Source organism: Halobacillus sp. ABH2_015 (assembly GCF_056158945.1).
Map to the genome: position 1 here is coordinate 572,740 of NZ_JBSWUG010000002.1, position 12,903 is coordinate 585,642.

Consider the following 12,903-nt stretch of genomic DNA (forward strand, 5'->3'; position numbering starts at 1 on the left):
GAAAAATGAGTGAAACGTTTGCTGTAGTATTAGCTGCTGGCAAAGGAACAAGGATGAAATCCGATCTTCCGAAAGTTCTTCATAAGGTTTGTGGAAAACCTATGGTGGAACATGTCATTGATCAGCTGAAGCAGCTTTCCATCGATGAGATCGTTACCGTTGTGGGTCATCAGAGTGAACGAATACAGGAACAGCTGGGTTCGACCGTAGAGTATGCTTATCAAGCGGAACAGCTCGGCACAGCTCATGCCGTGAAAATGTCTCATGAACAGCTGGGTCATCGTGAAGGCAGCACGCTGATCATTACAGGAGATACGCCGCTCATATCCAGCGGAACGTTAGCCGATTGTCTGGAACTCCATCAGGAGACAAACGCAGCTGCTACGATTCTGACGATGCAGCCGGATGACCCCGCGGGCTATGGAAGGATTATTCGTAATGAGCAGGGACAGGTGGAACGGATTGTTGAAGAAAAGGATGCTTCCGAGCAGGAGCGTTCCGTCAACGAGGTGAATTCGGGTATTTTCTGTTTCGATAACGGGCTGTTATTTGAAGCTTTGGATCTTGTGTCAACGGACAATGAGCAGGGGGAATATTATCTGCCGGATGTCATTGAGGTCCTGCAGCAAAAAGGGGAGCGAATCTCAGCAGCCCGTATGCCGGACGTTGACGAAGGACTCGGCATTAATGATCGAACCCAGCTTGCGAAGGCGGAGAAAATTTTACAGAAACGCATCATTGAATTTCATATGGAAAATGGGGTAACGATTATTGATCCCTTCTCTACTTACATAGGTGCTGACGTGACCATCGGCATCGATACGGTGATTGAACCGAGGACGCATTTAAGAGGGAAAACGAAAATAGGAACGAACTGCATCATTGGTCCGGATGTGGATCTGGAGAATTATCAAGCAGCGGATCGTACAAAAGTGAAAAATTTCTCAAGAACAAATGATATCAGTTCTCTGCCCTATGTTAACTAAATTACAGAAGGAAAGACCTTTCAATGGTGAAAGGTCTTTCTTTAAACGAAAATTCTCCCGAAGAAACAGCATCATCGGATCAGTGATGCTGTTTCTTCTCATCATTGGGGTGGGCATATACATGAGTCAACCATCAAAAGTGAAGGCTACCTGGATCTGGGATTTGGACGAGATGGAAGGAAGCATAGAGGAAAATATCGCTTTCGCTGAAGAGCAGGAAGTGAATTTAATCTATCTGCACATCAGTATTAAAGGATTCGACAGGGAGCGTGTAGAGGCGTTTATAGAAGAAGCTTCCGCTCATAATATCCAAGTGTATGCCCTTGGTGGTGATCCCAACTGGGCGCTGGACAAACATCAGGATAGTCTTGCTGCCTTTATATCCTCGGTCAAGGATTATAATCAAGACGTTCCAAGTGAAGCAGGATTCAAAGGAATCCATATGGATATTGAGCCTTACCTTCTGCCCGAGTGGGATGCGGACAGGGATGTAGTCATAACTCAATGGATGGATAATGTCACATTCTTAAGACAAGAAGTGGAAAAAACAGGCCAGGATCTTCAATTGAGTGGAGATTTTCCGTTTTGGGTGAATGATTTACAAGTGCCGGAGGAAAGTGGATCGCTCAGCTCGTGGATGCTGTCTCAACTGGATTCTATGACGATTATGGCTTACAGGGATTATACGGAAGGACGTAACGGGATTAAACATATTGCTTCCCCCCTCATCGAACAGGCAGCGAATCAAGATAAATCGGTGGTTATTGCTGTGAATGTCATCAAGACGGATGAAGGCAGTTATACGACTTTCTACGACAGCTCACCCGGTCAGATGGAACAGGAGTTGAACGGGTTGAACCAAAGCTTTTCCGGCCATCCCGGCTATGCAGGGACCGCTGTCCACGACTACAGCTATTGGAAGCTTTATCGGAACAAAGAATAGGGGAACGATGTTCTGCTTGTAGAGAAACCTTGTTTTTCTACAAGCTTTTTTTATCTCCGCAATCCTGCCGTGGAGGGGGGATATTTTCATCCGTTCAGGACAACGTATGAAGGATATAGGAAACGATGAGGTACATAAACGGACGGTTTTGAGGAGCTGGTTCGGGTTATACATCGGTTCTTCTGCCTTCGTATGGAAACGAGGTGTCTTTTATGGATTGGATATGGAAAGCTGTTTTAATCATCCTCGCAGGTACGATTATTCTTCGTATCGCCGGTCGGAAGTCAATCTCGCAGATGACCTTGTCCCAGACCGTCATCATGATTGCCATTGGGTCGCTGCTGATCCAGCCTGTCGCAGGAGAGAACATCTGGGTTACATTTGGTGTTGGCGGTGTGCTTGTCTTAACTTTGATGGCGATGGAATATTCCCAGGTGAAACTTGATTTTATGGAGAAGTTTTTAACGGGGAGGTCTGTCTCGATTATTGAAAATGGCCAGCTGAATGAAAAAAACTTAAAGAAGCTGCGTTTCACTGTGGACCAATTGGAAATGAAGCTCCGGCAGTCGAATGTGTCCTGTATTCAGGATTTGAAATCGGCCACTCTTGAACCCAACGGCCAGCTCGGCTTTGAGCTGAAAGAAAGGAAGCAGCCTGCGACCAAGCAGGACGTGGAAGACTTAAAGCAGCAGCTGCATCTGCTGGCTTCCAAGCTGCATCCGGATCAAGCGGTCCAGCCTTCCTCAGAAAGCCCGTCCGGTGAGGATTTGTTTAAGGAAGTCGAAAACAAACATCATGAGCAGCCTTTCCCTCGCCGTCTTCAGTAGGAAGAGGCGCGTGGAAGGAATTTTGGTTTAGAAGCTGATATAATGAACTCGAGGTGAGACAAATGGATTCTATACACTCCATTGAAGATTTAGATGCTTTTGTAAATGAGGAAATGCTCTCGATTGTTTATGTATCCAGACCGGGCTGCTCCGTTTGTCATGGTCTTCTACCTCAAGTGGAGGATCTGCTGGCTGATTATCCAAGCATACAAGCCCGCCATGTGAATGCAGATGAAGTACCCCAGGTTGCCGGTCATTACTCTGTGATGACTGTACCGGCCGTTCTTGTCTATTCGGAAGGAAAAGAGCTCTTCCGGAAAGCCCGCTTCGTGCCGATCGGTGAACTCAATCAGCAGCTCGCTAAATTAAATCATTTTATAAACGAAAGCTGAATGCCTGCTTCTGGTCCTTTGACCAGAAGCAGCTTTTTTTATGCATGAAAAAGGGAGGGCGGTTTTTCAGATGAGTGGGGAATGAAAAAATGAATGATTATTCCAACAATTCGGTTTTGTCGAGCATTTCTTAAAAATTCAAGCCGCAAATACATCCATGAGACGAGATTATTTCCGATGAGAAGCGATGACTGCGAAATATCTCTCTTTGAAACCGTTTACACGGACTAATTGACGAATATAGACCCGACTTGTAGAAAAGCCCTTGAATCTGTTTTTGCCAGTGTTATGATGAAAAACGTCTTAGAGAAAAAGCGAACAAAAATGCGAACGGGAGAGATTAACCCAAATGATTAAACAAACGATTGCTTTTCTAGGTGCAGGATCTATGGCAGAGGCGATGATTTCAGGAATGGTGGAGTCGGGTAATATTCCAGCTGAACAGATCATTGTAACCAACCGAAGTAATCAGGAACGTTTAAACCACATTCAATATAAATACGGCGTCCGTACAGTATTAAAAGATGAATTGAATTTCGCTGAAGTGGATCAGTTCATTCTGGCAATGAAGCCGAAAGATATTGACGCTGTTTTGGAAGACTTGAAAAATAAATTGACCCCGGACCAAGTTCTTGTATCTGTTCTTGCCGGTATTTCTACTTCTTATATGGAAGATCGTCTGAATGACCGCCAGCAGGTGGTCCGTGTGATGCCGAATACTTCCAGCATGCTTCGTGAATCAGCCACGGCCGTGTGCCCCGGGCAGTTCGCAGACATGGAGAAGGTCGAAGTTACGAAAGCTCTGCTTCGTTCAATCGGTGAAGTCTTCGTCATAGAAGAAGAGAAAATGGACGTCTTCACTGGAATCGCTGGAAGCGGACCTGCGTACTTTTATTATTTGATGGAGCATATCGAAGAAACGGGCCGTTCAGAAGGGATGGATCCGGAAACGCTTCGTGAAATTGGAGCACAGACACTGCTTGGTGCCGCCAAAATGATGTTGGAACGTGATGAATCCCCGGCAGAACTGCGGGAGAACGTAACTTCACCGAATGGTACAACGGCAGCAGGACTCGATGCGCTTGCAGCCAGCGGCGGAGGTCAGGCGATTTCAGAAGCCGTACGCGGTGCTGCTTCCCGATCCAAAGAATTGAGTGCAGAACTTGAAGGACTTCTCGTAGGCAGTAGATAAATACAGCTGACAGACGCAAAATTGTTAAACAGGAGTGATATGTTGAGTCAAACTAAGAAACGAATCGTTATTAAAATTGGAAGCAGTTCATTAACCAGTGCGCACGGTGAAATCAGCCGTCGTAAACTCGAAAAACTTGTCGATGAAGTTGTCCGTTTGAAGGACGACGGCCATGAAGTCCTCCTTGTCTCCTCAGGCGCGGTAGCCGCGGGTTACCGGAAACTGGGATGCCTGGAGCGTCCGAGCACCCTGCCGGAAAAACAGGCAGCCGCATCCATCGGTCAGGGTCTGCTCATGGAATCGTACTCTGATCTATTCCTATCCCATGGGTATATGGGATCCCAAATCCTCATCACGCGCAGTGATTTCTCTGATGAAAACCGCTACAACAACGCACGTAACACCATCAATGTCCTACTAGAACGCGGAATTATCCCTATTGTAAACGAAAATGACACGATTACGATCGACAGACTGAAGTTCGGAGATAACGACACCCTTTCAGCGAAGGTCGCCGGCCTTGTCGATGCTGATCAGCTGATTATCCTTTCAGATATTGATGGCCTTTATGATGCTGATCCTAGAAAAAACTCCGATGCAAAACTGCTTGATAAAGTCCACGAGATTACCCCTGAAATCGAAGCTGCAGCAGGTGATCCGGGAAGTGCGGTCGGAACAGGCGGCATGAAATCGAAAATTGATGCCTTCAAAATTTCCATGGCTTCCGGTATCGCTTCTTTCCTAGGAAAGGCTAATACACCGAACATCGTCTATGATGCGGTTTACGGGGATGCTGTAGGTACGTACTTTGAAATTACGACTGATGCTGAGAACCTCGATCAGAAGAAACAGTGGATTGCTTTTAACTCCGGACCGGAGGGCACAGTAATTATTGACCACCGTGCAAAAGAAACGGTTGTCGACATGAAACAGAGCTTGATGCCGGCCAATGTTCACCATGTCACAGGGCGCTTTGAAAAAGGTGCTGTCGTACGAATCCATGATTTGGATGGTGAAGAAATCGGCTTAGGCGTAGTCAACTATTCTTCTGAACAAATGAAGAACATGATCAATCTGACACAACCTGAACTCGAGTCTTATGATAAGGCTGCCGTTGAACAGAAAGATTTTGTGTGCCATCTCGAAGTATCCATGCCCGTAGGCGTTTAAAATACTCAAGGAGGTCTTTGATGACTGTAACTATGAATGTAAATGTGGAAGCTCAGGCAATGGAAGCGAAAAAAGCATCCAAACAGCTGATGATCCTTTCAAAAGAAGAAAAGAATGAAGCGCTGCTTCATCTGGCTGATGTACTTGAACGTGAATACGAAAGCATTCTGCAGGCCAATGAAAAAGATTTGGCCAATGGACGTGAGCAAGGCTTCACTGATGCGTTTATGGACCGTCTTTCCTTGTCCAAAGAACGCGTGGAGGATTTTGCCCAGGGACTTCGTGACGTTGCAGAACTGGAAGATCCAACAGGGCAGGTCCTGACAGACTGGACGCTGGAAAATGGACTGCAGGTAGAAAAAGTGACCGTTCCCCTCGGTGTGATCGGTATGATTTATGAAGCACGTCCGAACGTGACCGTCGATGCTACCGGACTCGCTTTGAAATCAGGCAATGCGATTGTCCTGAAAGGTGGCTCGTCTGCCATCCACTCCAACGAGGCTATTGTAGATGTCATTCACAAAGGACTCGAAGAGACGAAAATGCCTAAGGAAGCTGTACAGTTCATCGCTTCTACAGATCGTGCAGCTACAAACGAGCTGTTTACAATGAAAGAGCACATCGACGTATTGATTCCACGTGGAGGCGGACGATTGATTCAGGCTGTGGTAGAAAACGCCACGGTCCCTGTTCTTGAAACAGGTGTCGGCAACTGCCATATCTATATTGATGAGCAGGCGGATGTGGAAAAAGCGCTGAACATTTTGATCAACTCAAAAACCGATCGTCCGGCTGTTTGTAACGCAGCAGAAACGCTGGTTGTTCACAAAAACTGGTTGAAAGAGCATAAAGATGCCTTAATCGCTGCATTGAAAAAGAACAATATTGCTGTTCATGGCGATGAGCACATCGTTGATACGATTCCAGGCGCTGTTCCAGCTGGAGAAGAAGACTGGGCTGAAGAATATTTGAGCACAGATCTAGCGGTGAAAGCTGTAGACAATCTGACAGATGCAATCGCGCATATTGAAACGTATGGAACGAAGCACTCGGAAGCCATTGTCACAGAAGACCAAAAAGCTGCCGATCACTTCTTTGCGCTTGTTGATGCAGCGGCTCTCTATCACAATGCATCCACACGCTTTACAGATGGCGGGGCCCTTGGATTTGGGGCGGAAATCGGTATTTCCACGCAAAAACTTCATGCCCGCGGACCAATGGGGCTGCCGGCATTGACGACGATCAAGTTCCTTATGAAAGGAAACGGTCAAACCCGATAAACAGAGATCAATTTTTCAGGCTGTCGAGGATATTCTCTCGGCAGCCTGTTTTTTTATGTAACTGAAAAATGTGTTGGAACAGTCAGGGATAAGGAAAAAACGTTCCAGTTAAAGATGGAACACATGGTGGCTCGGATGACTGAATAAGGAAGAGCCCTTCTGATCAAGGAGGCGCATAGGATATAGGACTGGCCTGTTATTCCTCCCATTTCCTGTGGTCATTTACTTTAAACTTCAACAACTGTATGATGTTGGAAACGCATTTTACAGGAGGGCTGGCGATGAGACAGGGAGAGGCTGTAGAGGTATTGTTGGAAAGCTTGAAAGTAGATGCACTCGTAAAGGCTGTCTTTTTAAAAGGGTCCATGGGCAGAGGGGAAGAAGATGTCCATTCCGATGTGGATCTTTACGTCCTTGTGGATGAAGAGGAGGAGCATGCATTTTTAAAGAAGAGAAAAACGCACCTTTTATGCTATCAACCTCTTTTGTTTTATGATGAAATCTTCATCATTGCTCCTCAGGTGATTGCGGTTTATGATAATCTCCTCCACGTGGATTTATTTACAGTTACAGAAGAAACACTGATCCATAAGGATTACGTCCGTGTACTGTACGATCCTGAAGGGCGAATGGAAAGGCATCAACAGGAACAGCAGCTTTATTTAGATGAACGTGATTTTCAGGATGCGGTTGATGATGTCACCTTCTTTTTGCTGCAGTATAAGAAAGCTTCCGATCGTGGAAATGATATGTGGGCATGTAAAGTGTTGAATGACCTGGCTTTGAATACAGCGAAGGTTCTTCTCCAGCATTATGCTCCCGATCGTGCGCAGCTTGGATTGAAAACGGCAGATCAGTCCCTGCCTGCCGGGGTTAAAAAGAAACTTCAAAAGGTTTACCAGCACTTGTCTCTGAGGGAGCATCCTACAGCTGTAAACGTTCTTATTCACCTATTAGAAGAGGAGTCTGCCTGGCTTCAAAAGGTGTGGAAAGGGAAGAAAGATACCCTTCCGTTTTTGGAGCGCATGATCTTCGAACTAAAAAACCAGCTTCCTGTCTGAACAGGAAGCTGGTTTTTTAAAAGGTTTGACCGGCCATCGCCTGCGATAACGTCGCGGTCGTCGTGACGTGACTGAAGTCGAGGCCGAGGGAAACGGCGGTCTGTGCAATTTCCGGACGGATGCCGACGACCGTTGAAGATACTCCGATCAAGCGGAGGCTGTCAATCAGCTGGAAAATCTGCTGGGCAACCATCGTATCCACGAGATAGACTCCTGACAAGTCTATGTACAGCAAGTCTACATCCTGCTCGGTGCATTTTCTCAGTATATTCTCCTGGATCGCAGCGGCCCGGTCGGTATCAATGTTCCCGACAAGAGGCAGGAGCGCCTGCTCATTCGACAGTTGAATCAATGGAGAGCTCAATTCATTGATGGTCGACTGCTGTTTTTCAATCGTACGGTTCAAGTAATTGGATTTTTCCTCGACGACCTGATACATGATCTGATCGAAGGCATCCACCAGGAGACGGGTCCAGCGTGTTTCTCTATCCCTGTCTACGTCGACATCCTGGGTTTCAATGAATTCCTTGAGGAAATCCAAGTATTGGATACGAACACGCATGAATTCCCGCATGATTTCATGTGTAGGAGTCTCGAGATGGTGGGGGTCCCGTCCAATTTCCACGATCCAGTCATTCATGTGAGCAAGAAAGGCCTCTTTATCCAGAGTGAAGATCTCGGCCAGATGTTTGTGAAATGCAAAGTTTTGGGATTTTAAATTTTCAATGGTTGCCTGATCACGGGAGGCATAGACGCCCGAAACCGAACTTTGATCGAGGGAATTATACCATTCTTCTGTTAGAATCGATGCTTTTTTCAATAGAAATTCTCGAAATGCTAGGTTGGCTTTCAATGGGGAAGCTCCTCTCTCTACTTGAGCCTCTCATAAAATCCGGAGAGCATCATAGATACTTTTATTATATAAGGTATCCCTTATATTTTCCATCTTTAGGCGGCTGAATAAGGAAATAAAACAACTTTCCGGACTGGTGCCGATCTATTCATCCACGTCTACCATGTTTTCCTTGGAGTAGTGGTTCCTAAACATCGGATCGAGCTGAAGCATGAAAGGTCGACTGTCATACATGTTCCGGATGCTGTATAGGAGTGGGAAGAGCTGTGACAGGAAGGATTTTCGTGTGGAATCAGCAGCTCCAGAACAGCACAGGAGTGGTCGGGGGAGAGTCTGACCGCTTTGAATATGCAAGATGTAAAGCATATATAGCTGCCCTCCTTTTCTTTGATCCCATTACCACAGAAGCGTTGTCCATCTCTGCAGTACAACATAAACGGAATGGTCGTATTTCCTTGTCGATGCTGATGATCACCGCGCAGAGCTGCGATGGATGTGCGGCAGCTGGTTTCAGAGTGACGACCGGCTACTATTTTCTGGGCTTTTATGATGGCTGCCACCGTCCTTGTCACGGAGCAGCAACTGCAAGAATCGTGTTTCAAAGGCAGTATCCTCCTTTCTATTCGATCTCTTATAGTCTATTCCGGACTGGAAAAAAGGGCTGTGCTTCCGTCCTGTTAGAGCCTGATATAGGACAATGGCCAATCCGTGGGAAGAGGCGGATGCATAAGGTATAGGACAGCGGAAGGAAAACGGCAGCTGCAGCCTGCATATACAAGGAAGACCTTCCGTTTAAAGAATGCCAGCGTACACTGGCATTCTTTTTGTTTTTTCTTCTATATAAAAGAGACAGCCCCCTTCTCATGGACACGTATGAAAGGTGAATGTTCATTCATTTTCTGGTTGAATTTTCAGAATAATGGGAGTAGAATGGAAACATACTAACCGTTTGGTATGTTACATAACTGAACTATTAAGGAGTGAGCTGATGCATGTGAAGGAGTTGTTCGATCTATCGGGGAAGACGGCGCTCGTAACCGGTGGGGGACGAGGGCTTGGAAAACAGATGGCCGAAGGATTTGCAGAGGCAGGGGCGGATCTTGTCCTTTGCTCCCGGAAACGAGAGGCATGTGAGGAAACCGCCAGGCAGCTTGAAGCAGAATACGGAGTCAGGACTGCCGCTTATGGTTGTGATGTAACAAACGTCGAAGACATCGAGCACGTCGTTCAAAAAACGGTGGAAAAGTTCGGCACCATCGATATTCTCGTCAATAACAGCGGGGCAAGCTGGGGGGCGCCAACGTTGGAAATGCCGCTGGAAGCCTTCCAAAAAGTAATGAATGTCAACGTGACAGGGACGTTCTTAATGTCTCAGAAGGTCGGAGAGGTCATGGTGAATCAAAAGTCAGGCAAGATTATTAATATCGCTTCTGTAGCGGGACTTGGCGGGGCAGATCCCAGATTCATGGATACGATCGGATATAACGCGAGTAAAGGGGCTGTGATCACCTTCACGAAAGACCTTGCTGTAAAGTGGGGAGCCCACAATATTCAAGTGAATGCCCTGGCTCCTGGATTTTTCCCTACCAAAATGTCGAAAGGACTACTGGAACAGGGAGGAGAATTCATTCTGGACCGCACCCCTCTCAACCGTTTCGGGTCCGAAGAGGATTTGAAAGGAGCGGCTCTTTTCCTGGCTTCCCGTGCGTCTGATTATGTGACAGGGGATGTGCTCGTCGTTGATGGCGGAATGCATGCTTCGTGCTGAGAAGAGCTGTTTTGTAAAGGACAGACGCCCATCCGATAAAAGGGATGCGTGTCAAGTTTATAGAGGAGGAATCGCATGGAGATGAAACAGATCACAGTAATTGGAGCGGGGAGTATGGGACATCAGATCGCTATGCTGTCAGCCCTTGCCGGTTTCGATACGTACGTGCAGGATGTCCGTCCCGATGCTTTAGGACAAGCGAAGGACAAGCTGGAGCAGATCATGGCGAAATGGGTGAACAAGGACAAAATTTCTCAACAGGAAAAAGCGGAAGCCTTTGAGCGTCTTTCCTTTACGACCGACTTGCGGGAAGCGGCGGGGGAGGCTGACCTTGTTATCGAAGCCGTTGTGGAAAAGCTGGATGTGAAGCGGGAAGTATTTGCCCAGCTTGATGAGATTGTCCCTTCTCATACCGTGCTGGCTACCAACTCTTCTACAATGGTCAGTTCATTAATCGCTGATGTGGTTTCACGTCCGGATAAGGTCTGCAACATGCACTTCTTTTACCCTCCCCTCGTTATGGACTGTGTGGAAGTGGTCAAAGGGGAGCATACATCACAGGAGACGGCAGGATCGGCTATGGACGTCTGCCGGGCGTTGAACCGTACGGCTGTTTTACTGGAAAAAGAGATATCAGGATTTATCGCCAACCGCATTCTTTTTGCGATCCAGAAAGAGGCGGTGAGCCTGTATGAAGGTGGATACGCGGACTTCAAGGATATTGATAAAATCACCCGCAAGGCATTGAGTCATCCGATTGGTCCTTTCGAGCTCATGGACTTGTCAGGCATCGACGTCGGTTGTTATGTGATGCAGCAGCAGTACAACGAAACCGGCGATCCTGCAAACCTTCCACCAAGAACGATGACGGAGAAAGTGGAAGCGGGTGAACTGGGCCGGAAGACAGGGAAGGGCTTTTATACGTATGAAACGAAGGTGAATCAGTAGGAGGAGTAGGGCATGCACGAGATAGAAGTAACGGTACGATTTTGTGAGACGGATATGCTCGGTCATGTGAACAACAGCAATTTTTTTGTTTACATGGAAGATTCCCGCATTCGATTTTTCAAAGAACTGAAGCTTGTCGGGGAGGAGTGGAATTTTATTCTGGCTTCTGCTAAATGTGACTTTCTTAAGCAGGTGTACTTCAATCAGACACTGATCATAAAGAGCAGCGTAGCGAAAATCGGAAACTCCAGTTTTCATCTGATACAGGAGATGGTGGAGAAAGATTCACAGGAAGTCGTGGCTGAGGGAAGTTCAGTCATCGTGCAGTTCGATTTTGAAAAACAGAGAAGTCTGCCATTTACAGACGAAATGAGACAGCGTCTGGAGGAGCATAAGCCTGTTGTGAAATAGGAGGGGTCGGATGGCCGAAACGAAAGATACGCAGGCAGTGCGTAAAGGTGAAGAGCTGGATTATAAGATATTGATTCCCTTTTTGAAAGAACGTTTGAACATGCCGGGCGAGGAGCTTACCATCAGACAGTTCGGCGCCGGACACTCCAACTTAACGTATGAGCTTTCTGCGGGAGAAGACTGGAAGGTTGTGCTGAGGCGTCCGCCGCTTGGGCCGGTTGCTCCAAAGGCCCACGATATGGAGCGGGAATACAACGTGCTCCAGGCGCTGCATCCAGTTTATCCACTGGCTCCGAGACCTTTTCTCTTTGAATCTGGTGATCTGCTCGGAGCCCCTTTTTTCATAATGGAACGCAGAGAAGGAATCGTCTATGATAAACAGTTTCCAGAAGGAGTAGAAGGAAATGCGGAGCTCGGACGGCGGGTTTCACAGACGATGGTGGACAAGCTTGCCGAACTTCATGCTGTGGATTATTCGAAAACAGAACTCGTCCATATGGTGAAGCCTGATGGATTTATGGAGCGTCAAGTACACGGATGGATCAAACGGTACGACCGTTCGCGGACGGACGATGTTGTTTCAGGTGAACGGTTGAAGAAGTGGCTCTTGGATCATATCCCTTTATCCGGGGGAGCTTCTGTCATTCATTATGATTACAAGTTGAACAATGCCATGTTCAGCAGGCAGAACCATGCTGAAATGGTCGGGCTGTTTGACTGGGAAATGACAACGGTCGGAGATCCGCTTGCAGACCTGGGAGCAGCGCTCAGCTATTGGATCCAATCCGATGATCCACCGATGCTGCAGGAAGGGCTGGGCAGACCGCCGGTCACAGTAAAGGATGGCTTTTTTACAAGGGATGAGTTTGTAAACGCTTACTCTTTAAGAAGCGGCCGGAATGTCGACGACATCCATGTTTATTTGACATTTGCTTACTTTAAGCTGGCTGGAATTATCCAGCAGATTTACTTCCGGTATAAAAATGGTCAGACAGAGGATCCAAGATTTGCTCAAATGAATCATTTTGTCAATAACTTGATTCATCATGCGGAAGAAACGGCAGGGTTGTAG

14 protein-coding genes are annotated in these 12,903 nt (G+C 47.0%); 12 read left to right on the top strand and 2 right to left on the bottom strand.

Going from position 1 to position 12,903, the window contains the following annotated elements:
* Positions 1-5 precede the first annotated feature (5 nt).
* The 8 genes from glmU (at position 6) to ACXAD6_RS02835 (ending at position 7,851) form a co-directional block, all read left to right on the top strand.
* Positions 6-986: a bifunctional UDP-N-acetylglucosamine diphosphorylase/glucosamine-1-phosphate N-acetyltransferase GlmU gene (gene glmU, locus ACXAD6_RS02800; protein WP_474967549.1), complete on the top strand. Its 981-nt coding sequence runs from the start codon at positions 6-8 to the stop codon at positions 984-986.
* Between the two features lie 121 nt (positions 987-1,107).
* Positions 1,108-1,929, top strand: coding sequence for a hypothetical protein (locus ACXAD6_RS02805; RefSeq protein ID WP_474967550.1), 822 nt, complete (start codon positions 1,108-1,110; stop codon positions 1,927-1,929).
* Positions 1,930-2,141: 212 nt separating this feature from the next.
* The gene (locus ACXAD6_RS02810) at positions 2,142-2,756 is read left to right on the top strand and encodes a DUF421 domain-containing protein (protein WP_474967551.1); all 615 of its coding nucleotides are present in this window, start codon (positions 2,142-2,144) and stop codon (positions 2,754-2,756) included.
* 62 nt (positions 2,757-2,818) lie between these two features.
* Positions 2,819-3,148: a thioredoxin family protein gene (locus ACXAD6_RS02815; protein ID WP_474967552.1), complete on the top strand. Its 330-nt coding sequence runs from the start codon at positions 2,819-2,821 to the stop codon at positions 3,146-3,148.
* A 349-nt stretch (positions 3,149-3,497) separates the two neighbouring features.
* Positions 3,498-4,340 carry a pyrroline-5-carboxylate reductase gene (gene proC, locus ACXAD6_RS02820; RefSeq protein ID WP_474967553.1) on the top strand — a complete coding sequence of 281 codons (843 nt, stop codon included), beginning with the start codon at positions 3,498-3,500 and terminating at the stop codon, positions 4,338-4,340.
* Positions 4,341-4,379: 39 nt separating this feature from the next.
* Positions 4,380-5,510 (top strand): glutamate 5-kinase, encoded by a 1,131-nt coding sequence (gene proB, locus ACXAD6_RS02825; protein WP_027956205.1) that lies wholly within the window; start codon positions 4,380-4,382, stop codon positions 5,508-5,510.
* Between the two features lie 20 nt (positions 5,511-5,530).
* The gene (locus ACXAD6_RS02830) at positions 5,531-6,790 is read left to right on the top strand and encodes a glutamate-5-semialdehyde dehydrogenase (RefSeq protein WP_474967554.1); all 1,260 of its coding nucleotides are present in this window, start codon (positions 5,531-5,533) and stop codon (positions 6,788-6,790) included.
* Between the two features lie 281 nt (positions 6,791-7,071).
* On the top strand, positions 7,072-7,851 hold the full coding sequence (locus ACXAD6_RS02835) for a nucleotidyltransferase domain-containing protein (RefSeq protein ID WP_474967555.1): 780 nt from the start codon (positions 7,072-7,074) through the stop codon (positions 7,849-7,851).
* A 16-nt stretch (positions 7,852-7,867) separates the two neighbouring features.
* Here the strand turns inward: ACXAD6_RS02835 and ACXAD6_RS02840 are convergent, their stop codons facing one another.
* The gene (locus ACXAD6_RS02840) at positions 7,868-8,704 is read right to left on the bottom strand and encodes an STAS domain-containing protein (RefSeq protein WP_474967556.1); all 837 of its coding nucleotides are present in this window, start codon (positions 8,702-8,704) and stop codon (positions 7,868-7,870) included.
* Positions 8,705-8,862: 158 nt separating this feature from the next.
* Entirely contained in the window at positions 8,863-9,276 is a 414-nt protein-coding gene (locus tag ACXAD6_RS02845) for a CotY/CotZ family spore coat protein (RefSeq protein ID WP_474970352.1), read from the bottom strand.
* Positions 9,277-9,692: 416 nt separating this feature from the next.
* On the opposite strand from ACXAD6_RS02845, the gene ACXAD6_RS02850 reads away from it, so the two are divergent.
* The 4 genes from ACXAD6_RS02850 (at position 9,693) to ACXAD6_RS02865 (ending at position 12,903) form a co-directional block, all read left to right on the top strand.
* Positions 9,693-10,472 carry an SDR family oxidoreductase gene (locus tag ACXAD6_RS02850; RefSeq protein ID WP_474967557.1) on the top strand — a complete coding sequence of 260 codons (780 nt, stop codon included), beginning with the start codon at positions 9,693-9,695 and terminating at the stop codon, positions 10,470-10,472.
* A gap of 75 nt (positions 10,473-10,547) precedes the next feature.
* Entirely contained in the window at positions 10,548-11,420 is an 873-nt protein-coding gene (locus ACXAD6_RS02855; RefSeq protein ID WP_474967558.1) for a 3-hydroxyacyl-CoA dehydrogenase family protein, read from the top strand.
* A gap of 12 nt (positions 11,421-11,432) precedes the next feature.
* The gene (locus ACXAD6_RS02860; protein WP_474967559.1) at positions 11,433-11,831 is read left to right on the top strand and encodes an acyl-CoA thioesterase; all 399 of its coding nucleotides are present in this window, start codon (positions 11,433-11,435) and stop codon (positions 11,829-11,831) included.
* Between the two features lie 10 nt (positions 11,832-11,841).
* Positions 11,842-12,903 carry a phosphotransferase family protein gene (locus ACXAD6_RS02865; RefSeq protein ID WP_474967560.1) on the top strand — a complete coding sequence of 354 codons (1,062 nt, stop codon included), beginning with the start codon at positions 11,842-11,844 and terminating at the stop codon, positions 12,901-12,903.

Bases quoted from the DNA above. Each gene is read 5' to 3' on its own strand.
- ACXAD6_RS02850 (WP_474967557.1), top strand. From the start codon at position 9,693: ATGCATGTGAAGGAGTTGTTCGATCTATCGGGGAAGACGGCGCTCGTA.
- ACXAD6_RS02860 (WP_474967559.1), top strand. From the start codon at position 11,433: ATGCACGAGATAGAAGTAACGGTACGATTTTGTGAGACGGATATGCTC.
- ACXAD6_RS02815 (WP_474967552.1), top strand. From the start codon at position 2,819: ATGGATTCTATACACTCCATTGAAGATTTAGATGCTTTTGTAAATGAG.
- ACXAD6_RS02810 (WP_474967551.1), top strand. From the start codon at position 2,142: ATGGATTGGATATGGAAAGCTGTTTTAATCATCCTCGCAGGTACGATT.
- proC (WP_474967553.1), top strand. From the start codon at position 3,498: ATGATTAAACAAACGATTGCTTTTCTAGGTGCAGGATCTATGGCAGAG.
- ACXAD6_RS02830 (WP_474967554.1), top strand. From the start codon at position 5,531: ATGACTGTAACTATGAATGTAAATGTGGAAGCTCAGGCAATGGAAGCG.
- ACXAD6_RS02805 (WP_474967550.1), top strand. From the start codon at position 1,108: ATGAGTCAACCATCAAAAGTGAAGGCTACCTGGATCTGGGATTTGGAC.
- ACXAD6_RS02865 (WP_474967560.1), top strand. From the start codon at position 11,842: ATGGCCGAAACGAAAGATACGCAGGCAGTGCGTAAAGGTGAAGAGCTG.
- ACXAD6_RS02835 (WP_474967555.1), top strand. From the start codon at position 7,072: ATGAGACAGGGAGAGGCTGTAGAGGTATTGTTGGAAAGCTTGAAAGTA.
- ACXAD6_RS02855 (WP_474967558.1), top strand. From the start codon at position 10,548: ATGGAGATGAAACAGATCACAGTAATTGGAGCGGGGAGTATGGGACAT.
- proB (WP_027956205.1), top strand. From the start codon at position 4,380: ATGTTGAGTCAAACTAAGAAACGAATCGTTATTAAAATTGGAAGCAGT.
- glmU (WP_474967549.1), top strand. From the start codon at position 6: ATGAGTGAAACGTTTGCTGTAGTATTAGCTGCTGGCAAAGGAACAAGG.